The sequence below is a fragment of the Niastella soli genome (genome assembly GCF_017742245.1).
In the GTDB taxonomy this organism is placed as follows: Bacteria; Bacteroidota; Bacteroidia; order Chitinophagales; family Chitinophagaceae; genus Niastella; species Niastella soli.
Genome location: NZ_JAGHKO010000004.1, coordinates 284,423 through 306,459, shown reverse-complemented (window position 1 = coordinate 306,459; position 22,037 = coordinate 284,423). Strand labels below are relative to the sequence as shown.

At 44.3% G+C, this 22,037-nt stretch carries 20 protein-coding genes; 12 read left to right on the top strand and 8 right to left on the bottom strand.

Going from position 1 to position 22,037, the window contains the following annotated elements; all coding sequences use genetic code 11:
- Positions 1-7: 7 nt before the first annotated feature.
- Complete coding sequence (locus J7I42_RS16090) at positions 8-409, bottom strand: winged helix-turn-helix transcriptional regulator (RefSeq protein ID WP_209139859.1); 402 nt, start codon at positions 407-409, stop codon at positions 8-10.
- 100 nt (positions 410-509) lie between these two features.
- Between J7I42_RS16090 and J7I42_RS16085 the strand changes: the two genes are divergently transcribed.
- Positions 510-1,361 carry an SDR family oxidoreductase gene (locus tag J7I42_RS16085; RefSeq protein WP_209139858.1) on the top strand — a complete coding sequence of 284 codons (852 nt, stop codon included), beginning with the start codon at positions 510-512 and terminating at the stop codon, positions 1,359-1,361.
- A 303-nt stretch (positions 1,362-1,664) separates the two neighbouring features.
- On the opposite strand, the gene J7I42_RS16080 is transcribed toward J7I42_RS16085, so the two are convergent.
- Entirely contained in the window at positions 1,665-2,252 is a 588-nt protein-coding gene (locus J7I42_RS16080) for an NAD(P)H-dependent oxidoreductase (RefSeq protein WP_209139857.1), read from the bottom strand.
- Positions 2,253-2,327: 75 nt separating this feature from the next.
- The gene (locus J7I42_RS16075) at positions 2,328-2,918 is read right to left on the bottom strand and encodes a Crp/Fnr family transcriptional regulator (RefSeq protein ID WP_209139856.1); all 591 of its coding nucleotides are present in this window, start codon (positions 2,916-2,918) and stop codon (positions 2,328-2,330) included.
- 121 nt (positions 2,919-3,039) lie between these two features.
- Between J7I42_RS16075 and J7I42_RS16070 the strand changes: the two genes are divergently transcribed.
- Genes J7I42_RS16070 through J7I42_RS16060 form a run of 3 tightly spaced genes read left to right on the top strand, consistent with a single transcriptional unit; the run spans position 3,040 to position 4,585 of the window.
- Entirely contained in the window at positions 3,040-3,720 is a 681-nt protein-coding gene (locus J7I42_RS16070; protein WP_209139855.1) for a hypothetical protein, read from the top strand.
- Positions 3,721-3,736: 16 nt separating this feature from the next.
- Positions 3,737-4,177, top strand: coding sequence for a hypothetical protein (locus J7I42_RS16065; RefSeq protein WP_209139854.1), 441 nt, complete (start codon positions 3,737-3,739; stop codon positions 4,175-4,177).
- A gap of 45 nt (positions 4,178-4,222) precedes the next feature.
- Complete coding sequence (locus J7I42_RS16060) at positions 4,223-4,585, top strand: hypothetical protein (RefSeq protein ID WP_209139853.1); 363 nt, start codon at positions 4,223-4,225, stop codon at positions 4,583-4,585.
- Between the two features lie 55 nt (positions 4,586-4,640).
- On the opposite strand, the gene J7I42_RS16055 is transcribed toward J7I42_RS16060, so the two are convergent.
- The gene (locus J7I42_RS16055) at positions 4,641-5,204 is read right to left on the bottom strand and encodes a fasciclin domain-containing protein (RefSeq protein WP_209139852.1); all 564 of its coding nucleotides are present in this window, start codon (positions 5,202-5,204) and stop codon (positions 4,641-4,643) included.
- A 454-nt stretch (positions 5,205-5,658) separates the two neighbouring features.
- Here J7I42_RS16055 and J7I42_RS16050 point away from each other — a divergent pair, with 454 nt between their 5' ends.
- The 6 genes from J7I42_RS16050 (at position 5,659) to J7I42_RS16025 (ending at position 12,773) form a co-directional block, all read left to right on the top strand.
- Positions 5,659-6,066 (top strand): EVE domain-containing protein, encoded by a 408-nt coding sequence (locus J7I42_RS16050; RefSeq protein ID WP_209139851.1) that lies wholly within the window; start codon positions 5,659-5,661, stop codon positions 6,064-6,066.
- 310 nt (positions 6,067-6,376) lie between these two features.
- A complete protein-coding gene (locus J7I42_RS16045; protein WP_209139850.1) occupies positions 6,377-8,050 on the top strand; it encodes a vWA domain-containing protein in 1,674 nt (557 codons plus the stop codon).
- A gap of 18 nt (positions 8,051-8,068) precedes the next feature.
- On the top strand, positions 8,069-9,001 hold the full coding sequence (locus J7I42_RS16040; RefSeq protein WP_209139849.1) for a DUF4349 domain-containing protein: 933 nt from the start codon (positions 8,069-8,071) through the stop codon (positions 8,999-9,001).
- Positions 9,002-9,031: 30 nt separating this feature from the next.
- Entirely contained in the window at positions 9,032-9,721 is a 690-nt protein-coding gene (locus tag J7I42_RS16035) for an SIR2 family NAD-dependent protein deacylase (RefSeq protein WP_209139848.1), read from the top strand.
- Between the two features lie 143 nt (positions 9,722-9,864).
- Complete coding sequence (locus J7I42_RS16030) at positions 9,865-11,481, top strand: DUF1800 domain-containing protein (RefSeq protein WP_209139847.1); 1,617 nt, start codon at positions 9,865-9,867, stop codon at positions 11,479-11,481.
- Positions 11,482-11,492: 11 nt separating this feature from the next.
- Positions 11,493-12,773, top strand: a complete 1,281-nt coding sequence (locus J7I42_RS16025) for a DUF1501 domain-containing protein (protein ID WP_209139845.1) — start codon at positions 11,493-11,495, stop codon at positions 12,771-12,773.
- Here the strand turns inward: J7I42_RS16025 and J7I42_RS16020 are convergent.
- The 3 genes from J7I42_RS16020 to J7I42_RS16010 all read right to left on the bottom strand — a co-directional run bounded on the left by J7I42_RS16020 (position 12,763) and on the right by J7I42_RS16010 (position 16,457).
- Positions 12,763-14,271, bottom strand: a complete 1,509-nt coding sequence (locus J7I42_RS16020; protein ID WP_209139843.1) for a saccharopine dehydrogenase C-terminal domain-containing protein — start codon at positions 14,269-14,271, stop codon at positions 12,763-12,765. The genes J7I42_RS16025 and J7I42_RS16020 overlap by 11 nt on opposite strands.
- Before the next feature lie 215 nt (positions 14,272-14,486).
- The gene (locus tag J7I42_RS16015) at positions 14,487-14,795 is read right to left on the bottom strand and encodes a hypothetical protein (protein WP_209139841.1); all 309 of its coding nucleotides are present in this window, start codon (positions 14,793-14,795) and stop codon (positions 14,487-14,489) included.
- Between the two features lie 159 nt (positions 14,796-14,954).
- Positions 14,955-16,457, bottom strand: a complete 1,503-nt coding sequence (locus tag J7I42_RS16010) for a DUF4339 domain-containing protein (RefSeq protein WP_209139840.1) — start codon at positions 16,455-16,457, stop codon at positions 14,955-14,957.
- Positions 16,458-17,224: 767 nt separating this feature from the next.
- On the opposite strand from J7I42_RS16010, the gene gyrA reads away from it, so the two are divergent.
- Positions 17,225-19,861, top strand: a complete 2,637-nt coding sequence (gyrA, locus tag J7I42_RS16005; RefSeq protein ID WP_209139839.1) for a DNA gyrase subunit A — start codon at positions 17,225-17,227, stop codon at positions 19,859-19,861.
- Between the two features lie 37 nt (positions 19,862-19,898).
- Complete coding sequence (locus tag J7I42_RS16000; protein WP_209139838.1) at positions 19,899-21,278, top strand: hypothetical protein; 1,380 nt, start codon at positions 19,899-19,901, stop codon at positions 21,276-21,278.
- Positions 21,279-21,536: 258 nt separating this feature from the next.
- Here J7I42_RS16000 and J7I42_RS15995 read toward each other — a convergent pair whose 3' ends face one another.
- Positions 21,537-22,034 carry a DUF6496 domain-containing protein gene (locus tag J7I42_RS15995; RefSeq protein ID WP_209139837.1) on the bottom strand — a complete coding sequence of 166 codons (498 nt, stop codon included), beginning with the start codon at positions 22,032-22,034 and terminating at the stop codon, positions 21,537-21,539.
- Between the last annotated feature and the right edge of the window lie 3 nt (positions 22,035-22,037).

Below are 22,037 nucleotides of genomic sequence, written 5' to 3'. Positions count from 1 at the left end.
AGTATATTTAAGTTCCTTCCTCGCTCATACAAGATGCAATGGCTGCATCGGTTTCAACATAACCTTTGTTGAAGATCTTTTTACGGTGATTCAATCCCCATTCCTTCAATGCATAGATGATGGGGTGTAAAGTGTGTGCATAGTTTTCTGATCGGTAAACGATCTTTATGGGATAGTCATCTATGATAGTTCTCTTTATTAGTTGGTGTTGCTCTAGCTCTTTGAGCTCTTTAGCCAGGATCTTTGGCGTAATGCCGGGAATGCTATCCTGTATATCTGTAAACCGTTCATTACCTATTGAAAGGGAAATAAGAATATCCAATTTCCATTTGCCATTGATTACCTCCAGGGTATCCCGCACAGCCTTCACAGAATCAAGACAAACTGGTTTTGCTTTTTTTGCTGCCATAATTTATCGTTAAAATGGTACTACTTTCCTTTAGGAAAGTGCCCTACAAAGGAAGGCAAAAACGGCTAGCTTCGCAAAGAAATATTGAAGAACAAATAACATGAAAAAAGTAATTCTGATCACAGGATCAAGCACTGGGTTTGGTGCCTTGATGGTAAGAACATTTGCCCGGGAAGGTCATGCAGTAATTGCGACAATGCGCAATGCTGCTGGTAAGAACGCGGCATATGCACAAACCCTTGGTGCCTTGCAAAATACGGAAGTTATTGATCTTGATGTAACTGATGATGCTTCTGTTAGTAATGCGGTGAAAACAGTTTATGCCAGGCATGGTAAAATTGATGTACTGATCAATAATGCAGGGATCTATGGCGGCGGGGTGTTGGAATCGTATACGTTGCCGCAGATCCAAAAGCTTTTTGATGTTAACGTGTGGGGTGTGCATAGAATGAACAATGAAGTACTGCCCCGCATGCGTGCTGCAAAGGAAGGATTGATCATTACCATCTCAAGCCAGGTTGGAAGAATCTCTCTTCCGCTGCAATCTGCTTATAATGCCAGCAAGTTTGCGTTGGAAGGATTGATAGAGGGGTCTTATGCAGAGTTATTGGCACAAGGTGTGGAATCTGTTCTGCTTGAACCGGGCGGTTTCCTTACGGATATTATTACCAAGGTTCATGTAAATGGAGATCGCGAAGGTATCCAGGAATCTTACGGGACTTCAATAACAGAGATGCAGCAGCGCATGATGAAGGCTTTTACCAGGATCTTTACAGAGGCGGCTCCTGATCCTCAATTGGTGGCAGATGCTGCCTTGAGATTGGTTGATATGGAAAAAGGAAAACGCCCCCTGCGTACCCCGCTTGATATTAATTCGAAGGGTGTCGACATCGAGTATAACAATACAACCGAGGAAATTAAAGAAAGATGGATAAGTGCATACGGCCTCTAGCGATAATCCCGGCCATTCGATAATCTTGTTAAAGCAAGCATTGTTTAATAAAATGCCAAACAGTGTAATTGACCAGCAGGTAAAATATATTTATTTGCGTGTATTTTTAAGGGTTGTTGTAAAGCCTGCTGGTAAATTGCAATTTTATGAAAACAAGGGTTTGCGGTATGTTGATGGCGGTAATATTGTTCGCATACCTTTTCCCTTTCCAGTTTCCGGCCAATTTTGAGTAGAGTCCCCAATGAATAAAGAGCATGGAGTTGTTTAAATTAAAATCGGTTATTCTGGAACCCTGAAATTAATTTATTTAAGTTGTTTGCCTAATTGTGCGGCCTGCAGCATCCAATTGTTTCGTGTCTTGTCGGTTGATCTTCTTATGAATCCAAAAGTGGAGAATCGAATAGGATCAAAGCCCACATAACCGAATACGATGTTTTTAAGTATTTGATATTGCGATGCCCGGTATACCAGGTAAAACCACCATTTTGGGGTATCCATTGTAACCATAAGCCGCATACTTTTTCCCTTTAAAAGTTTCTCTGGAAATATTTTTCCTGAATGATGTTTGAAGGCAAAGCCTGGTAGAAATACCCGGTCGATAAAGCCTTTGGTAATGGCAGGCATAAAACCCCACCAGTTTGGATAGATCAATACTATATGATCGGCCCAGGTGATCAATTGTTGTGAAGCAGCCAGGTCTTCTTCAAGCTGCATGGCTGTACCGGTTTTGTAGCCGTCAGCAAGGTTGACGTTGAAATTCAGTCTGGATAAATAGATGGTTTTGCAAATGGCCCCTGCCATTTCTGCGCCTTTTTGATAGGCATTCAGCAAGGCGTTACAAAATGAATTTTCAGAGGGGTGTCCGAGTATAAGTAAAATATTCTTTGCCATGGTAGATCGTTTTGATTTGATACCACAAAGCTCAGCCGTAAATGAAAAGGACACCTGACACAAATGTGTCAAAATCTATTGATGGGCTAATTTCTGCCGGATGCGGGTAAGTGTTTGCCGTTCTATGCCAAGAAAGCTGCAAAGATGAGAAAGGGAGATCCTGTTGAATAAGGTGGGCTGCCTGCTGATGAAGTCAAGGTAGCGATCTTCTGCGGGTTGAAATATAAAGCTCTCTATCCGGGCCTGTTGCCTTTTCAAGATCTCTTCCGCAATTAACCGTCCGTATTTCTCAAACGCGGGAAATTGTTTATATATCCATTGGAGGTCTTCAAAAGAAAGTAAAGCCATGGTCGTAGGTTCCAAACACTGAATGGAATAACTACTGGGTTGCTGGGCAATAAATGCCGGATAATGGGTGGCATAGTCTCCTTCCGAGTAAAAACCAACAGTTATTTCATTACCATACTGGTCAATAAAAAAGGAACGGATAAGTCCCTTTGTTATAAATCCTATTGCTTTTTGCACTTTACCCGATTGAAGAAAAAGCTCTTTCTTTTTAAGTTCTCTAAAAGTGAGTTTTGAGGCATATTGGGAAAGCTCGGGATCAGTCAGGTTGGGGCAAATTAACCTGATTGAATTTAAATATATGTCAATGCCTGATTCCATTTGATTTCTCGGGTAGACTAACGCAAAGCTAATGGATTTGAATAGAAAATAGCTAACGCTGCGGGCCCTTCTTGCAAATGCCCCTAATTTAGAATATAATTGCATTCTCTAATACCTCCCCATGAATCGCTATGCTACCTACGAACAGTTCTTTACTCCTGAACAGGCCGAACCTGTATTGGGTGTATTGAAAGACAATAACATTCCTTTTGAATTTACCAGCCTTAGTAAGGCGGTCGATCAGCTTATTTCCGGGGGCGGACCTGATTATGCATATGAAATTAAAATCCCTGCCAACCAGTTTGAAACGGTGAACCGGCTGTTGCGGGAAAATATAAAGATCAACCTGACTGAAATTGATCCTGATTATTACCTGTTTGCTTTTGACGATAAGGAGCTGATCGATGTGTTGAAGCACCCGGATGAATGGGGCCGGTTGGACTTTGCCATAGCGCGGGAAATTCTGGAAACCCGTGGCATCCAATTTTCTGCTGAAGAGCTGGATGCATTCTGGAATACAAAAATGGAAAAGCTGGCTCAGCCTTCAAAGGCCGGCAATCTGGGAGTATGGGGCGGTTATACGGTGAGCGTCCTGGTTTGCTTTATAGCAGTTATTACCGGCCTGGTTTACTGGAAATCTACCAAAACCCTGCCTAATGGCAACAGGTATTTCGTTTATGATGAAGAAACCAGGAAACTTGGTAAAAATATGTTTTACCTTTCGCTTATTATTATGGCGGTTGTTCTTACTATTGTACTGGCCAGATCCTATGTATTGGTTTCGAACAACCTGATACCATAACAAAAACCAAATTACAATGAGAACAAATCTTTTTACCATATCACTGATCGTTCTGTTTACTTCTATAAAATGTGCTGCTCAATCAACCAGCCCCGAACCCTGGTCAGCTAAACAATTGATGGAACCTGCAGAGCTGGCTAAAACAATCAACAATCCCAAGGCACATCAACCATATATCTTTTGTATTGGACCCGGCGCTATGATCAAGAATTCTATTGATATTGGTCCAGGTAAGGAAAAGGCAAGCCTCGACAAATTTAAACAGGAACTGAGCAAAATACCTAAGGATGCCAGTATTGTCATTTACTGCGGCTGTTGCCCCTTTGATCGTTGTCCTAATATTCGGCCGGCATTTACTTTGCTCAATGAAATGAAATTCACCAATCATAAATTGTTGGATATTCCGCATAATATCAAAGTTGACTGGAAGGATCACAATTATCCAGTGCAGAAATAAATATACCCCAACGAATTGCATTCGTATACCTGTAAGTCCATTACCATGAAGACAAAAAGAATACTTTTTGCCGTTACAATATTGTCAATATTGTTTACCGGCTGCGGCTTTGGAAAATTGAAAGACCAGGCAAATACACAATTCGGCGACCAGCATTTCAAAACAGCCATAGCTTTAATTGAATTGTATAAAGTTCGCTTTGGTGAGTATCCCGCCTCCTTGGACAGTATCAGGTATGTTGGGGATTGGGACAAAATTGCCACTATGTCTGTCAGCTATCAAAAACTGGATACTGGTTATGAACTTGACCTGGTAAATGGCTGGCTGGGTAAACCTGATACCCTGGCATACCCTGCGGATTTTTGGAAGGGACTGGGCCTTGTAAGATCTAATGTTAAAAAGAAATAAGCGAATAAAAAAGCCCCGATCCCGGCTCAGCCGGGACGGGGCTTGATGGGCCTTATCAGCTCCTGGGTAACACTACATGATCGATTACATGAATAACGCCATTGCTTTGATAAACGTTTGGAATAGTAACGGTAGCCATGCCACCTTTTTCGTCTGTCAACATAATTTTATTATCATTCATTGATGCCCACAGTTTGCCACCGGCCACTGTTTTTAATTCCGCTTTGCCATTACCGGCCTTGATCAACCGGGATAATTCTTTTGAATCGAGTTTGCCGGCTATCACATGGTAGGTAAGGATGGTGGTGAGGGTTGGTTTGTTTTCTGGTTTCAGCAGCATTTCAAGGGTGCCTTTAGGTAACATGGTAAAGGCTTCGTTGGTAGGAGCGAATACGGTAAACGGACCAGGGGTTTCCAGCGTTTCAACCAGACCGGCAGCTTTAACGGCAGCAACCAGTGTTGTATGATCTTTTGAGTTTATGGCATTTTGTACAATATTTTTGGAAGCATACATAGGTGCACCGCCAACTTCTACGGTGTTATCCATTTTTTGTGCAAACGAAGCATTCATAACGAGAGCCGCTGCCACCAGCATAGCAAAACTTTTAACCGATTTCATAATTGTGTGTTTAGAAAGAGTGATTGATAAGTAAGTTTGTTTCTGAGTTATTGATCATGATCTTAATTAGATACGGGGGTTTGTTGTATGTAGATTTATTTATTGGAAGATTATTTTCGGTTTTAAGTTCTTTAGTTTGTGAGTTTTTTAATTCTTGAGTTATTGGGTTCCTTTATATAGTAAGTGAGACTTTGAATTTTCAAAGCGAGTTTTTTGATTATAGGTTCCGGGAGCCTGCGACCGGAAACAAATCCCCCAGAACTTAATAACCTAATAACTAAAGAACCCGCGGCTTAATGTACCACAGCTTCATTCATAACCGTCAGCAAATTGCCTATTGCCTGCCCACTGCCTACTGTCTTTCTTGTCTGCCGTCTGCCGCGAAGAGGCCATTGCCCATTGCCTATTGCCTTAATAAAACTTTCCTTACTTTCGCCTTTAATATAAAACGACTATGGCTTACTGGCTGGTAAAATCAGAACCTTCTGTATATCCCTGGGAACAATTTGAAAAAGACAAACAGACCTTTTGGGATGGTGTACGCAATTATGCGGCGCGCAATAACCTGCGTACCATGAAAAAGGGTGAGGAAGTATTATACTATCACAGCAATGAAGGATTGGAGATCGTAGGCATTGCCAAAGTGGTAAAAGAAGCCTACCAGGACCCTTCCACCGATGATGAACGCTGGGTGGCGGTTGACTTGAAACCATTTAAAAAGCTGAAACATCCCGTTTCATTAAGCGTCATTAAAAAGGACAAGCGGCTGGCCAATATGGCGCTGGTACGCATTAGTCAGTTATCGGTGCAGCCTGTATCTGATGAAGAATGGGCAGCTATTATGGAGCTGGCGCAATTATAGTCACGAAAAAATACTTTCTGTTTTAGCTAAATAAGGGCCCGTTACAGGTTGCAGATTACAAGTTACAAGGTAGAACTGCTTCTGTTTTCTCGCTGAATCTGCAACCTGTAACCTGCCCTGTAACAATTCCAGTCCCCTCGATCCCCCGTTGCCTTTAGCTCCTTTAACTTTTCTTAAAGGTTACCTTTTTCCCACCTCCTGTATTAATCAGAAAATACCGGTATTTAAGCTTATTATTTTCTTTTTACCTGTTTATGTAATATTCAATTCCTTGCATCTCATAAGCATACACTCCTAAAAACGTATAGCCATGAAGTTTTTATATCAATTGCTGGCAGCATTGCTGCTGTGGTGTTTTATTGCCTGTAACAACCGGGCAGCTACATCCGAATCAAAAGCTGATTCAGCAAAAGGCGTGATGGTACAACCTCAGTCGCTTGACCAGGTGATGATTGGTCCTGCACCTGCTCCTGCGCCAGCAGTAAAAGATATCAAGTTCACTCCGCCCGTTATTATAAAGGATGAAGAAGTTAAAGAGGACGAAAAACCAGCAGTGTTCAATACGGAAGATTACGATCATATTGTAGAGAACAGATTCCTGGCCGCTACACAGAACCCTTTATCTACTTTCTCAATCGATGTTGACGAGGCCGCTTACAGTAATGTTCGCCGTTATATCAACAATGGCACCATTCCCCCGGCCGGTGCGGTACGCATTGAAGAAATGATCAATTATTTTGATTACAAGTATCCACAGCCGCAAAACGACGACCCGTTTTCAGTAAATACGGAATTGTCTGAATGCCCCTGGAGCCCCCAGCACCGCCTGGTGCATATCGGTTTGCAGGGAAAGGAGATCCCGGTACAGAACCTGCCAAACGCCAATATTGTGTTTTTAATAGATGTGTCTGGTTCAATGGAAGACGATAACAAATTACCCCTGGTAAAATCATCTATGAAGTTACTGGCCGATCAATTGCGGCCCGATGACAAAGTAGCCATAGTTGTATATGCCGGTAATGCCGGCCTGGTATTGCCTGCTACCAGTGGTTCCCATAAAACAGCTATTAAAGAAGCCATTGATCAACTGGAAGCAGGCGGGTCAACGGCAGGCGGTGAGGGCATACAACTGGCCTATAAAGTTGCGCAGGAAAATTTTATTAAAGGTGGGAATAACCGGATCATTCTGGCCACGGATGGCGATTTTAATATAGGCGCCAGCAGCGATGATGAACTGGTTACCATGATTGAAAAAGAAAGGAAAAGCGGCATTTTCCTAAGTGTACTGGGATATGGCATGGGTAATTACAAGGATAACAAAATGCAGCAACTGGCTGATAAAGGGAATGGCAACCATTCTTACATCGATAACATCAATGAAGCCCGTAAAGTACTGGTAAGTGAGTTTGGCAGCACCCTATTCACCATCGCTAAAGATGTAAAGGTCCAGATCGAATTTAATCCCGCCAAAGTGCAGGCTTACCGCCTTATTGGTTATGAAAACCGGGTAATGGCCGCCGAAGATTTTAACGACGATAAGAAAGACGCTGGCGAATTGGGCTCTGGTCATACCGTAACGGCTTTGTATGAAGTAATTCCTGTCGGGGTAAAAAGCGAGTTCATCGGCAAAGTGGAGGATTTGAAATATCAACCGGCAAAAACCGACCTGGCTACCAGTGGCGGCGATGAGATCATGACCATCAAACTGCGCTATAAAAAGCCTGATGGCGATGTAAGCATGCTGATCGTTCACCCCGTTAACGATTCACATCTCGCGCTTGCTAATACCTCTGATAATTTCCGGTTCTCAGCTGCGGTAGCCTCTTTTGGTATGCTGTTGCGTAATTCTGAATTCAAACAGCAGGCTTCCTATCAACAGGTGATTGAATTGGCCAAAGGCGCAAAGGGGTACGATGCCAATGGTTACCGCCAGGAGTTCATCAATTTAGTGCAGGCTGCCGGTTCATTAACCGTTAAAAAATAACACCTAAACTTTATTATTATGTTTACCGCTTATAAACCCGTGTTAATGGTAACTTCGATAGCCATAACGCTGCTTATTGCCTGCAATAGTAATAGCGAATCAAAACAGGGATCAACTACAGATGTAGCACTGGCTGCCACCACTAAAAACATCCCGGCACAGGAAAGAAATGCAGCTTATGGGGTGTTAGATACTGTCGATGCTCCGGTGCCCATTAAAGAAGAAGAAGCGCCCCCGCAAACAGGCGCCGCAGCTCCCGCTCAACATATTGACTGGGATAAAAAGATCATCAAAAATGCTACGTTGATCATTGAAGCAAAAAAACAGAAACCGTTCAATGATTTTGTACATGAGCAGGTAAAGCGTACCGGTGGCTATGTGGCTGAAGAAGAACAAACCAAAACCGAATATAAGATCGAAAATGTGACTACCATTAAGGTCCCTGTTGATCAGTTTGATAACCTGGTAAAATCCCTGACATCTACTACAGATGAAAATATTATAACGCAGAAAGTTACTTCGCAGGATGTTACCGGTGAAGTGATTGACACCCGTTCCAGAACAGAAGCCAAACGGCAGATCAGGTTACGCTACCTCGATCTGTTGAAACAGGCTAAGAACATGGAAGACATCCTGAAAGTGCAGGAGGAAATTAACAACATACAGGAGGAAATAGAAGCCGGCGCCGGCCGGGTAAGTTATCTTACGCATGCCGCTGCCTATAGTACCATTCAGTTAACATTTTATGAAGTACTGAACGCTTCAGCCGAACATGATAGATCACCCGGATTCGGAACAAGAGTGCTGAATGCCCTGAGTAATGGTATGGACTGGTTGGGAGAGCTACTGGTTGTGCTGCTTACCCTGTGGCCATTGTGGTTATCGGCTGCTGCATTATTCTGGTGGTTTAGAAAGTGGAAAGCAAAGCCGAAATTGAAAGCAGGGCAGTAGGTACTACTTCCTTTTTCATATATTTGAGTTATGAGTAAAAAGAAGATCGTAGTATTAAGCGGTGCAGGTATAAGTGCCGAGAGCGGATTAAGAACATTTCGTGATAGTGACGGATTATGGGAAGGATATAATGTTACGGATGTAGCTACCCCACGCGCCTGGAAAAAAGACCCGGCCCTGGTGCTGGAGTTTTACAACCAGCGAAGAAAAAATGTGCTCGATGCGCAACCTAATGCCGCGCATTTGGGTCTTGCAAAATTGCAGGACGATTTTGATGTGACCATTATTACCCAGAATATCGATGACCTGCATGAACGTGCAGGCTCAAAAAAAGTGTTGCACTTGCATGGCGAGATATTCAAAATGCGTAGTGAATTTGATGAGTCGCTGGTGTATGATATTCGGGGCGACATTAACCTGGGCGATAAGGCTGAAGATGGCGCGCAATTGCGCCCGCATATTGTTTGGTTTGAAGAACCCGTGCCTTTGATCCAGTTAGCCGTTCCCGTAGTGCTTAGTGCTGATATTTTTGTGGTAGTAGGTACTTCCCTGGTAGTGTATCCGGCGGCCGGCCTCGTAAATTATGCGCCTATGGATATTCCGAAGTACGTAATTGACAAGGTGATCCCCGGCACGAATTCGGTATACAATGTCACCAATATTGAAAAACCGGCTACCCAGGGTATTCAGGATTTGATCGAGCTGTTAAAAGCTAAATAGTCCCCTGCAAAAAAACGCATTCCGTATTATAGTAATAATATGGGATGCTCATTGCGCATAACATTTCGTTCACATATTTTTTGTAAGAAGTGGTAAGTGATTTGCTTAGATTAGCATTAGCTGTGTAACAAAATTCGTTCGCAATGGCAGTACCGTCCGTAACTACATCCTTGAAAAAATACAAAGGCAAATGGGGGCAGCCTGAAGTAAAACATTTATTGAAGCGCACCCTGTTTGGCGCAAAGAAGGAGGACATCGATTATTTTACTTCGAGATCACTCCGCCATACTATTCAGGAATTGCTGAATACAGCGGAACCCATTCCCGGGCCTCCTGTCAATAACTACAACGACGATAAATATTCCGACGAAGAAATTCAACCAGGTGTAACCTGGATCACTGCTGTCAAATACAGCGGTATGAATGGTGGCCGTAGAAGAAATTCGTTCAAAGCCTGGTGGATGGGTTGTATGCTGGACCAACAACGCACGCTGCGGGAAAAGATGGTGTTGTTCTGGCACAATCATTTTGCCACAGAAACAACTTCGGTTGATAACCCCACCATGATCTACAAACACAATGTGTTGTTGCGGCAATATGCGTTGGGGAATTTTAAAGCCATGGTACGGGCTGTGACCATAGATGCGGCTATGCTTAAATACCTGAACGGGAACGCCAATACCAAAAAGGCGCCCGATGAGAATTATGGCCGCGAATTACAGGAATTATTCACGGTAGGAAAGGGGCCAGGTTCACATTATACCGAAGCCGATGTAAAAGCTGCCGCCCGGATATTGACCGGTTTTCGCATCGATAATAAATCGTTGCCTGATGTGCATGGTACTTTCGATGCTGGTCGCCACGACGAAAGCGACAAACAATTCAGTCCGTTTTACAATAACCAGCTAATAAAAGGCCGTAAGGGAAAAGAAGGGGAGATGGAACTGGATGAATTACTGGACCTTATTTTTCAACAACCCGAAGTGGCCCGTTTTATTTGCCGCAAATTGTATCGGTTCTTTGTTTACCATCAGATAGATGAGGCTACGGAAAAAACGATCATCGAGCCACTCGCCCATGTCTTTCGGCAGAACAATTATGAAGTAAAACCCGTGCTGGAGAAATTATTCACCAGCCGGCATTTCTTTGACATGGGCAACCGCGGCGGTATTATCAAAAGTCCGGTTGACTTTGCGGTTGGTCTGTGCCGTGAATACAGTATTCCATTCCCCGGTGAAAATAGTTTTGTTGAGCAATATGGTTTATGGGCCAACATTCAACAAACGGCTTCGCAAATGCAACAGAATATAGGCGATCCACCCAATGTAGCCGGCTGGCCTGCTTATTATCAGGAACCCATGTTCGATAAATCATGGATCAGTTCTGATACTCTGCCCAAGCGTACGGCCTTTACCGATCGCATGGTGACCACTGGTTTTAATCGCAATGGAATGAAAATAGCCATCGATCCGGTGCAGTACGCCAAACAGTTATCGGCGCCTGGCGATCCCAATAAGTTGATAGATGAACTGACCGCTTTGTTATACGCAGTTGATCTGCCTGCTGAGGAGAAGCAGTATATGAAAACCGGTATCCTGTTACAGGGTTTGCAGGGCATGGCCAGCGATCATTACTGGACAGATGCCTGGCAAAAACTGCAGGATAAACCTGATGATGCCGCCAACACAAAGAACGTGACCAACAAGTTAAAGAACCTGTTAAGATATATGATGAGCCTGCCCCAGTACCAGTTAATGTAAAACCTATTACTATGAAACGCAGAAAATTCTTACGGGACACAATTACTGGCATTGTATTGCCTTCTTTTTTGCAAGGTGTTTCCCTGAAAGCACTTGCAGGAACACCAGGTCTGCACGCACGCCATGCGCGTTTGAATGACGATCGCGTGCTGGTGCTTATTCAACTGGCTGGTGGTAATGATGGCCTTAATACAGTGATCCCTTTCGATCAATACAGTAATTATACAGCCGCAAGGCCGAATATTTTTCTTCCACAGGAAAAAGTATTACGATTGAATGGTTTCGATGCTACTGCCTTTAACCCGGCAATGGCTAATATGCATCAACTGTTCAATGAGGGTAAACTGGGGGTAGTGCAGGCGGTAAGTTATCCCAAACCCAACTTCTCACATTTTAGGGCAACCGATATCTGGATGTCTGGTTCCGACAGTGATAAAGTGGTGTCTTCTGGTTGGGCAGGACGGTTCCTGAACGATGTGTATCCCCAATTCCCTGATAATTTCCCCAATGAAGCAATGCCCGATCCGCTGGCCATCCAGGTAGGAGCGGTGGTGTCAACAGCTTTGCAGGGCCCCCTGTTCACCATGGGAATGGCCATCAGCAATCCGGCCGGTTTTTATAAGCTGGTAGAGGGAAAGGTAAATGTAAATGCTAATTCGCGCTGGGGCGAGCAACTGGATTACATCGAACTCATGAGCCAGAAGACCGATCAGTACGCTACGGTGATCAAAAAGGCGGCACAAAAGGTCACCACTCAATCGCCCGACTGGCCTGCTGCGGGTAAAAATCCCCTGGCCGACCAGTTAAAGATCGTTTCCCGTCTTATTGCCGGCGGGTTGAAAACAAAAGTATATATGGTGAGCACGGGTAGTTTTGATACCCATGCCAAACAAACTGAAACCGATACCACCACCGGAACCCATGCGAAACTGTTGCAACGCGTTTCGGAAGCCATTGGCGCTTTTATGAACGACCTGAAGTTCCTGCAAATAGAAGACAGGGTAATGGGTATGACCTTCTCGGAGTTTGGCCGCAGAATTAAAAGCAACGCCAGCGGTGGCACCGATCATGGAGCGGCAGCCCCCGTGTTTTATTTTGGCAATGCCATAAAACCCGGCATCATCGGTTCAAACCCGGTTATTCCTGAAAAAGCGACCGTAAATGATAATGTGCCTATGCAACACGATTTCAGATCACTGTATGCTTCCGTGCTGCAGAACTGGTTTAATATGCCGGTGCAGGATGTACAACAGATATTGATGGGTGATTTTCCTTTGACGGCTATTGTATAATAATATCGTTTTCTACAAAGCGTATCCCGTTCTTTTCCAACTCTTGTAATACAGGAACATACACCGATGACATAACCGGGATGTGCAAACCGGTTTCGTGAATATTGCCCTGCAATATTTGTTTGGCAGCAATGCTTAACGATAACGTAGTTATTTTGGCCATAGCTGTGTTTAGGTGGTCCTCGCCTTTTACAACCAGATTGCTGCTGGCCAGGTGTTTTTCTCCATTCAGCTCATAATGGATCTCGTGTTGCAATACCACCAGGTCTCTATCGGCTGGTTGTAGTAATAATTTTTGTTCCATGGCAAACTGCAATATATCGGCCGCACTGCAATCTCCTTTATTTATCAGCGTTTGGTCGTCGTCCATCCCTAAAAAGAAAAGCTGTTTCATCGACAGGTTGGCTTCGTGCATTTGTCCGGCCACAGTAGCGGCTGCCTGGTTTTTTATAGAGTCCAGGTTCACGTCCATCAGGTGCCCATTGTTGTCAACCATCATGAAATCCTGCAGCGCATTTCGTTCGTCTTCGCTGGCTTCCTGTTCGGCTTCCAACAACTGTTGCAATTTTTCGAGCAATTGTTTGGTTTGCGTAAAACGCGACGTCAATTGTTTTTCTATCCATTCCCCAAACCCATGACTGGCGAAATGTTCCTGAAAGAATTGTTGCAGTGTCAATCCATTTGTATCATACCGTTTGGTGGCATCGGTCAGTTTCAGCTCCACAATGTTTTTCCAGCCAAAACAAAACTCAGGATAACGTAATATGTTGCGCATGAAGGTGCTGGCATTGGGCAGGCCGTAGAGTGACATATAATGTACCGAATCGCGATTGGGATACCAGGCCAGGTAGCCAAAATCGGGAATATGAATGACCCGGTTAGGATCGAACAATTGCTCATATGGCCATTGATATACGGCTCCATTTTCTTTAAAGACAGCCCCATCTTTCCCGGCCAGTACAATATTGTAGTGGCCACCGGTCATTTTATAATGCCAGGGGTTATCATCGCTTTCGGGTGATATTAATCCACCGCAATAAGATTTAAAGGAAGTAATGGTGCCGCCATTGGCTTTAATGCGGTGAATATGTTGCATGGCGTTCATATGATCGATACCGGGATTAAGTCCCATTTCGCATAGGAACAACAGGTTTTGTTGTTTTATGGCGGTATGCATTCCCGCCAGGGTGTCGTCGATATAGGAGGGCGTCAATAAATTCTTGTTGAACCGCAAACAATCAGCTGCAATAAATGTGTGCAGGGTTGTAGGTAACAGCGAGATCACGAGATCGGCCGCTGCGATCAATTGCTGACGTTCGGTTTCATTGTCAGGATGTAATAATACCGTTTGGAGATTTGAAGTGGTGTTGGCTAAAGTGGTTACAGGTGTTGTTGCAGCAACAGTGATGAACCAGTTGTAGAAAGCAGCTTCTTTCAACAGATAATCGATCAATGAGGCTGCTGAATTGATTGTGCCAAACACAAGAATATTTTGCATGGGAAACAATTCTATATGCAAGATAGGGAGAATACGGGATCAATTGATGGCTGCTATAAGCTTTAAGCTGTAGTCTTTAATCGGGAATGCAGATAAACATAAGCCAGCTGAATTTGAGTTTATGAGCGACCCATATTAGCGGACTGGAGGAAATAAAAAAAGCCGGTGACGAACACCAGCTCTTTTGGTTTTGAACCGTCCCTTATTTAATATTTTTAATTTAGAATGATCGTGCCCATATCAAGTGTTCGCCCTTCTGTTACCTGAACCAGATGTACTCCTTCATTCTTTTCATGATCCTTTGTAACTGTAACCCGCCAGGACCCTGGTCTTACTTTGAACCGGAACTGACCATTACTTACCATTGTTTTTAAAGAATCATTTCCACTCACTGCATATACCCAAACAGAATCTCTTTCTGACGATACTTTACCTGTTATATTGGATTGGTTCATTGCACGGGTGGCATGTAGACCTATTACCGCACATACAACACCAATAAACGTGGCAACAGTTTTATCCATAAAGCAAAATGGTTTTTTAACTCCTTAGATGAATCAATTTTCATCATCTTAAAAGAAGCACCTAACTTTTAAAAAAACTGTGCCAGCATCAAATGAAGTCTAAAAACTATGCCAGACGCGATAAATGTGGAAAACGAGAAAAGAACTGTAGAATCTTCCTCAGAATCCTGTTTGCGCTAAACCCAGCGCTTTTGAATTAATGGTGGTAATAGAATAATCAATGGTAATGCCACGTCTTGTACTTGGCGCTTCCAGTGTTCTTCTTTTGCCAGGTGGAACGTTATTAAAAAGAAGTGTTTGCGTTTTTACCAGTTTCTTTTCCGGGCCAAAATACTTTATCTCTACAGCAACCTGATCAAGGGCATACAAACTGGTGTTCTGCACTGTTATATCCAGATCGGAAATGCCACCCAGTAAACCTACCTTGAAGGCACTGGCTTCAACATGCACCTGTTCATATATATTCTTTCGCGCTTTTTCAATTATTTCTTTATCAATTGCTTTTTCCCTGGGTTCCATAACGGCTGGCGTAGTTTCAACCGGTTGGGTACCGGTATTGGAAACAGGTACTGTTATGGATTTCTGAGGGCTGGGAGGGGGTGTTACCACAATGTTCTCCTTTTTAAGGACCGCATGCCGCATGCCTGGCTCGTTGGCTGGCGTGGTTGCCGGTGAAGACGCCTGCTCGGTATTCTCATTGTCTGTATAACGTTCGGCTTCCCGGCGCTCGTGTCTTTTTTGAGCCACTTCAGGGTTGCCACGGCTGGTAGTGCTGGCTTTTTCATTCTGTTTATCTCTGATCTCTTTCACCAGGCTTTCCAGCGCCTCGGTATCGGGTTGTTTATGTCCTGAGTTTATTACCAGGCCTATGACTACCCCACCTAGTATCAATACGGCGGCAACCAGTGCCCGGGTCAGGTTTTTATTGTTTTGCAAATAGTGGCTTGACCCTGCCAGCAGTGCCTTCAGGTCGAATTGGCTTGTTGGGGTTTTGGTGGTTGACGACCCCTTTTCCTTTTTGGAATAGGTAGTTGCTTTTTCAACCGGTTTTTCGGTTTGTTTTACGGCCGGGCTACCTGATTTGTTTTTTGACCAGGCTGCCTTTCTCGACTCGTATTCATTCATGAACCCGCTGTTGATCTCATCGTCTTCCTTTTTCCTGGAATTATACCCTTTCAGCAATCCACTATTCAGTTCATCGTCTTCTTCGGAAATAATATAGGTTGCGGCGGCCGCTTTTTTTTGAGTGCTGCCTGTATTTTCGTTCTTGTCATTTTGTTTTGTGACCGGTTTGGCTTCTTCCTTTTTGGCGACGGGTGTATTGGTGGTTTGGGCCTTGCCCTTCGGCATGGTTACGTAAATGTGTTTGGAGGTTTGTTCCACCTGTTTGTTTACAGGCTGGGTTTCCTCAATGGTGGTGGTTTCCGCCGCCTGTTGCTGGGCAGATTCTGTACCCGCCTTATTATAAAAGCGGTCATAGGGCTGTTCTTCAACCACCGGGGCAAATGCCTTCAGTTCCTCAATTTCACCGGGATAACGCCATGCGGCACTTCTACCTTCTAACCATACCAGGTCATAAGGTTTCAACCCTTTGGCCGACAGCTCCTGGGCTGTATATGGGCCTGTTTGTTTATTATCGCGTAATAGTAGGTATTGGTTCATAAACTCAGTAAAATATAATGCAAGCAGGTAGCTGTATTCAGCTACTTCATATTGAAAGTACAATCAGTAGGTCGCAGGCTCAGGTGGTTAAAGGCTGTTTTAACTAGGATACCGGGGGGTGAATTAAGCTAATATGCAAGTTAAAACTTGGCAGTAATTGTACCAAATACTCAAATGGAAAAGTTATAAAAAGAGACGTTAAAAATGCAGGTAGTTTTCCACGTTGAAACATGTTATACCCGGTTACCCCAAATGGTAACCCCTCTCTGAAAACGCATAGTGAAAACTGATATACCTGTTAATGAAATTCTAATAAATACCGAAAGGCAATGGGCAATAAGGCAGACGGCAGACGGCAACGGCAGACGGCAAACGGCAGACGGCAAACGGCAAACGGTGAACCGCAAAAGGCAGCATGAAACAGCCCAATGCTATAGCCGAAAGCAAATACAGGCTGCAAGCCGTTGCAATAACACCAATGGAAAATATAGGACCCCGGACCCGCCGGATCCGCTGGCTGGTGGGGTAGGAGGGCCGTTTTATCATTGCCCATTGCCTATTTCCTATTGCCTGCTTTGTCTGCCGTCTGCCCTTCCTTGTCTGCCTTTTGCCATCTGCCTTTCCCACCGCCCTTTTTTAACATTTGTTGATAAAATTTAGGGCTAAAAAACCCTTCCAATTCACGCGTTTTCACGCCTAAATAGGGTATTTTTGCCCCCCATCCAACTTATCAATAAACGGATGTAAATCATTTCTGTAAAACAAGTATGGAAGAAAACTTCACCCCACAGGAAACAAACGATGAGAATCGTATCATCCCTGTAAATATCGAAGAGCAAATGAAAACGGCGTACATCGATTACTCGATGTCAGTAATCGTAAGCCGTGCCTTGCCCGATGTACGCGATGGCTTGAAACCGGTTCACCGGCGCATATTGTTCGCCATGAACGAACTGGGCCTGAATTATAACCGGGCGTATAAAAAATCGGCGCGTGTTGTAGGAGAGGTGTTGGGTAAATATCACCCGCATGGTGACTCATCCGTGTACGACGCCATGGTGCGTATGGCACAGGAGTGGAGCATGCGGTATACCCTTGTTGATGGCCAGGGTAACTACGGTAACCAGGATGGCGACGGTCCTGCCGCCATGCGTTATACAGAAGCCAGGCTCGACAGGTTGGCTGAATTCATGTTGATGGATATCGATAAAGATACCGTTGATTTTCAGCCCAACTTCGATGATTCGGAAAGAGAGCCCTCCATTTTGCCTGCACGTATCCCCAACCTGCTGGTAAATGGCTCAAGTGGTATTGCGGTTGGTATGGCTACCAACATGATGCCGCATAACCTCAGCGAAGTAATTGATGGCTGTATAGCCTATATCGATAACCGCGACATCACCATCGATGAGATGATGCAGCACATTAAAGCCCCTGACTTCCCCACCGGTGGTATCATTTACGGTATGGAAGGCGTACGGGCTGGGATGCATTTTGGAAGAGGCCGGGTGGTGCTGCGTGGTAAACTCACCGTGGATACAAAACCCAGTGGGCGCGAAACCATCATTGTAAACGAAGTGCCTTACCAGGTGAACCGCGATGCGCTGTGCGATAAGATCGGTCAGCTGGTGAATGAAAAAGTGATTGAAGGCATTGCGCATGTGAACAATGAATCAAACGCAAAAGAAGGAACTCGTATCGTAATTGATCTTAAACGTGACGCTATTGCCAACGTTGTGATCAATCAGCTGTATAAGTACACCGAGCTGCAAACTTCATACGGTATCAACAACGTGGCCCTGTCAAAAGGCCGTCCCAAAACACTGAACGTAAAAGATATGATCAGTGAGTTTGTGGAATTCCGTCATGAAGTAGTGGTGCGCCGTACCCAATTTGAGTTGCGTGAAGCCGAGAAGAAAGCCCATATTTTACAGGGTTACCTGATCGCACTGGACCATCTCGATGAAGTGATCGCCTTGATCCGTGCATCGGCTACACCGGAAATTGCCCGCGAAAGCCTGATCAATGCAGGCTGGGGGCTCGATGAAGTGCAGGCCCGCGCCATCCTCGAGCTGCGTTTACAACGGTTAACCGGCATGGAACGCGACAAGATCCGCGAAGAGTTTGAAGAACTGCAACGCCTTATCGGACATCTGCGTGAACTGTTAAGCAATGAAGGTATGCGGTACGATATTATTAAAACAGAGCTTGCAGAAGTAAAAGAAAAGTTCGGCGACGCCCGCAAAACAGAGATCACTTATCTCGATAATGAAGTAAGAATAAAAGACCTGATCAAGGAAGAAGATGTGGTGATCACCATTTCTCACCTGGGTTATATTAAACGTACTTCAGCTACTGAATTCCGCGCCCAGCGCCGTGGTGGCCGTGGGGCCAAGGGTAGCAAAGCCCGTGAAGAAGATTTCATTGAACACCTGTTTGTGGCATCTTCACACCATACCATGTTGTTCTTTACAGAAAAAGGACGCTGTTACTGGTTGAATGTATATGAAATACCAGAAGGTGATAAGACCAGTAAGGGCCGTGCCATCCAGAACCTGATCCAATTACCGCCTGATGACAAGATCAGAGCGATCATTGATATCCAGGACCTCGAAAACGAGGAGTTTGTAAAATCTCACAACATTGTACTGGCTACCAAGAAGGGGATCATTAAGAAAACAGCCCTGGAAGATTTCAGCCGCCCCCGTACTACCGGCGTAAATGCCATTACTATTGTGGAAGGGGATGAACTGCTGGTTGCCAAGTTAACCAATGGCAACAGTGAGATCATGATGGCTGTAAAAAGCGGTCGCGCCATCAGGTTTGCAGAAGAAAAAGTACGTGCAACCGGACGTGGCGCCATTGGCGTATCCGGAATTGATGTAGATGATGAAAATGATGCAGTTATTGGCATGATATGTGTCAGCAAGGAAGATAACTCTCGTAGCGTGTTGGTTGTGAGCGAAAAAGGTTACGGAAAAAGAACGCCATTAGAGGATTATCCCATCACCAACCGGGGCGGTAAAGGGGTTAAGACCCTGAACGTGACCGAAAAAACCGGTTCACTGGTAGGTATGCTGGACGTAGCAGCAAAAGAAGACCTGATGATCACCTGTAAAAGTGGTATGACCATTCGTATGCCGGCTGAAGGGATCAGCGAGCTGGGCCGGAATACACAAGGTGTTAAATTAATTCGCCTTGATGATGGCGATGAAATAGCCGCTATCACCAAACTGGATGATAATGAAGAAGAAGAAAATGAAGAAAACGGTGATATAGAAGCACAAGCTGAGGGAACTACAGTTGCTGAGGCAACCGATGGCAGTGAGATTGCATCTGATGAAAGTAGTGATGCTTCGAATGAAGGCGAAGAACCCGGCACTGATGAACCGGTTAATGAATAATTAGGTGCAAAAGCTCTAATATAAAACATACACACAGATGAAAAAATTGTTTCTGACAGCATTGCTCGCTGTAATTGGTTTCTTGTCACAGGCCCAGAAACTCGATAAGGCTAAAGACCTGCTAACCAAGAAAAAACTCAACGACGCCAAAACCGAGATCGATAATGTAATGGCCGTTGAGAAAAATAAAACGGTTGCAGACGCGTGGTATACAAAGGCCAAAATATATGGTGCTATCGCCGCTGATTCTTCCCTGAAATCATCGGTACCTGATGCCCGCGGTACTTCTCTGGAAGCCATGAAGCAGTATCTGGAACTGGAAAGCAAGGAAAAGGATGCGGCAAAAAGAAATATCCAGTTAACCCTGGATAACAATGCACCGCTGATTGACCTGTATACCGGTTACTCAAAAGATGCCGCCTCTTTTTATAACGCTAACAATTACAATGATGCGTTTATAAACTTCAAAAAATCCCTGGAAGTATTCGACCTGTTGTCGTCAAAAGGTATTATACCTATTAAGCTGGATACTACCACCACTTTATATGCTGGTATTTCTGCTGAAAAGGCTCAGAAACCCGATGATGCCGCTGTTTACTACGGAAAGATCGCTGAAGCAAAAGCAAAAGGCGAGGGCTTCGTAGAAATTTACAAGTGGCTGGCCGACTATTATCGCAGAAAAGATGATGCCGCCAACGCTTCTAAATTCGCTCAGCTGGGTAAAGAAGTATATCCAAATGATCCTTTCTGGACTGGTTTTGAACTGGACCTGGCTCGTGAAAAAGGAACCAAAGAAGACCTGTTTAAAAAATATGAGCAGGTTATAAAAGAAAACCCTGATAACTACCTCTTCCTGTTTAACTATGGTGTAGAGTTATATCAAACAGGGTATGATCCTGATGCCAGCAAACGTCCGGCCAATTCAAAAGAACTGATCAACAGAGCCATCGATGTAATGGGCAAAACCCTGGAGAAAAAACCTGATTTTGCCAATGCCAACATGGTGTTAGGTCAGATCTATTACAACCAGGGTGTTGAGATCAATAATGAGAACAAGAATATTCGTCCTGCTGGTGGTGTTAAATTAACGCCTGATCAATTAAAGAAGAAAGACGAACTGCGTGCAGAAACTGCCAAGAAGTTTGAACAGGCTGTACCTTACTTAACTAAAGTTGACGAGTTGCTCGATGGTCAGGGTAAATTGAAAATGGAAGACAAAGACAACCTGAAAAATGCTCTTGACCTGCTCATCATCATCAACGAAGAAAAAGTAAATCAGCTGGAGCAAAAGAAACGCCAGGCTGAAGCAAAGAAAGATGTAGCTGGTGTTAAAACGATCGATGGCGACATCAAGAAAATACAAGAGAGCGTAACAAAGTATACCGACAAGTACAACAATATTGATAGAAAGCACTAATAGGTATAAACGAAGTTTAATAATAAATCCTTCCGATACATCGGGAGGATTTATTATTTAGTGCTTATCCTGTATTAGGGGAAAAGTATTTTAATTTTCTTTTAATTGACTACTATTCATCAATTGATAGCTGGCTATTACCTTTACGAATGCGCTGAACAATCGTGCGCATGGGTTTAAGGGTTTAATTTTTCAATCAATTTAACGCGGCTTTTCCAAGCTGCGTTTTTTTATTTCGATGACTTCAAGGTCATTACTTTAATGACCGGTACGGGCGCGGGTACGTGCCGCTTTTTTAGCAGCTTGTGATCGTTTACGTGGTCCTTTTGTTTGTGCCGCTTTTTTTGCAGCAGCTGAACGGTCGGTAGCTGTACGGCGCCGGGCTGCGGAATGTGCCTGGCGGGAGAGGGCCTCATGTGAGGCTGCAGTAGTGCTTTCCCGTTTTAATGCCTTGACCCTTGCCCGGGAACGCCTGGCAGATACGGGTTTATGGCTGGCTCCCTGTTTTAATTCCCGCTCAGCCTGCTTTCTTGTTTTTTCTGAAGTAGTGCCCGCTTTGGGTGGTTTTAATTTAACCCCGGCCCGGCGGGCCTCAGATAATCCAATTGCAATGGCTTGCTTTGTGTTTCGGGCGCCATGTTTTCCTTTGCGAATGTTATCTATTTCTTCTTTCACAAACTCACCAGCCTGCGTACTGGCTGATTTACCTTGCCGTTTGTCGCGCCGGGCACGTTTTATTGCTTTTTTTGTTGGCATATA

Excerpts from the sequence above, each read along its gene's own strand:
- J7I42_RS16090 (WP_209139859.1), bottom strand. The coding sequence starts at position 409 with ATGGCAGCAAAAAAAGCAAAACCAGTTTGTCTTGATTCTGTGAAGGCT.
- J7I42_RS16085 (WP_209139858.1), top strand. The coding sequence starts at position 510 with ATGAAAAAAGTAATTCTGATCACAGGATCAAGCACTGGGTTTGGTGCC.
- J7I42_RS16080 (WP_209139857.1), bottom strand. The coding sequence starts at position 2,252 with ATGGCAAAGAATATTTTACTTATACTCGGACACCCCTCTGAAAATTCA.
- J7I42_RS16075 (WP_209139856.1), bottom strand. The coding sequence starts at position 2,918 with ATGGAATCAGGCATTGACATATATTTAAATTCAATCAGGTTAATTTGC.
- J7I42_RS16070 (WP_209139855.1), top strand. The coding sequence starts at position 3,040 with ATGAATCGCTATGCTACCTACGAACAGTTCTTTACTCCTGAACAGGCC.
- J7I42_RS16065 (WP_209139854.1), top strand. The coding sequence starts at position 3,737 with ATGAGAACAAATCTTTTTACCATATCACTGATCGTTCTGTTTACTTCT.
- J7I42_RS16060 (WP_209139853.1), top strand. The coding sequence starts at position 4,223 with ATGAAGACAAAAAGAATACTTTTTGCCGTTACAATATTGTCAATATTG.
- J7I42_RS16055 (WP_209139852.1), bottom strand. The coding sequence starts at position 5,204 with ATGAAATCGGTTAAAAGTTTTGCTATGCTGGTGGCAGCGGCTCTCGTT.
- J7I42_RS16050 (WP_209139851.1), top strand. The coding sequence starts at position 5,659 with ATGGCTTACTGGCTGGTAAAATCAGAACCTTCTGTATATCCCTGGGAA.
- J7I42_RS16045 (WP_209139850.1), top strand. The coding sequence starts at position 6,377 with ATGAAGTTTTTATATCAATTGCTGGCAGCATTGCTGCTGTGGTGTTTT.
- J7I42_RS16040 (WP_209139849.1), top strand. The coding sequence starts at position 8,069 with ATGTTTACCGCTTATAAACCCGTGTTAATGGTAACTTCGATAGCCATA.
- J7I42_RS16035 (WP_209139848.1), top strand. The coding sequence starts at position 9,032 with ATGAGTAAAAAGAAGATCGTAGTATTAAGCGGTGCAGGTATAAGTGCC.
- J7I42_RS16030 (WP_209139847.1), top strand. The coding sequence starts at position 9,865 with ATGGCAGTACCGTCCGTAACTACATCCTTGAAAAAATACAAAGGCAAA.
- J7I42_RS16025 (WP_209139845.1), top strand. The coding sequence starts at position 11,493 with ATGAAACGCAGAAAATTCTTACGGGACACAATTACTGGCATTGTATTG.
- J7I42_RS16020 (WP_209139843.1), bottom strand. The coding sequence starts at position 14,271 with ATGCAAAATATTCTTGTGTTTGGCACAATCAATTCAGCAGCCTCATTG.
- J7I42_RS16015 (WP_209139841.1), bottom strand. The coding sequence starts at position 14,795 with ATGGATAAAACTGTTGCCACGTTTATTGGTGTTGTATGTGCGGTAATA.
- J7I42_RS16010 (WP_209139840.1), bottom strand. The coding sequence starts at position 16,457 with ATGAACCAATACCTACTATTACGCGATAATAAACAAACAGGCCCATAT.
- gyrA (WP_209139839.1), top strand. The coding sequence starts at position 17,225 with ATGGAAGAAAACTTCACCCCACAGGAAACAAACGATGAGAATCGTATC.
- J7I42_RS16000 (WP_209139838.1), top strand. The coding sequence starts at position 19,899 with ATGAAAAAATTGTTTCTGACAGCATTGCTCGCTGTAATTGGTTTCTTG.
- J7I42_RS15995 (WP_209139837.1), bottom strand. The coding sequence starts at position 22,034 with ATGCCAACAAAAAAAGCAATAAAACGTGCCCGGCGCGACAAACGGCAA.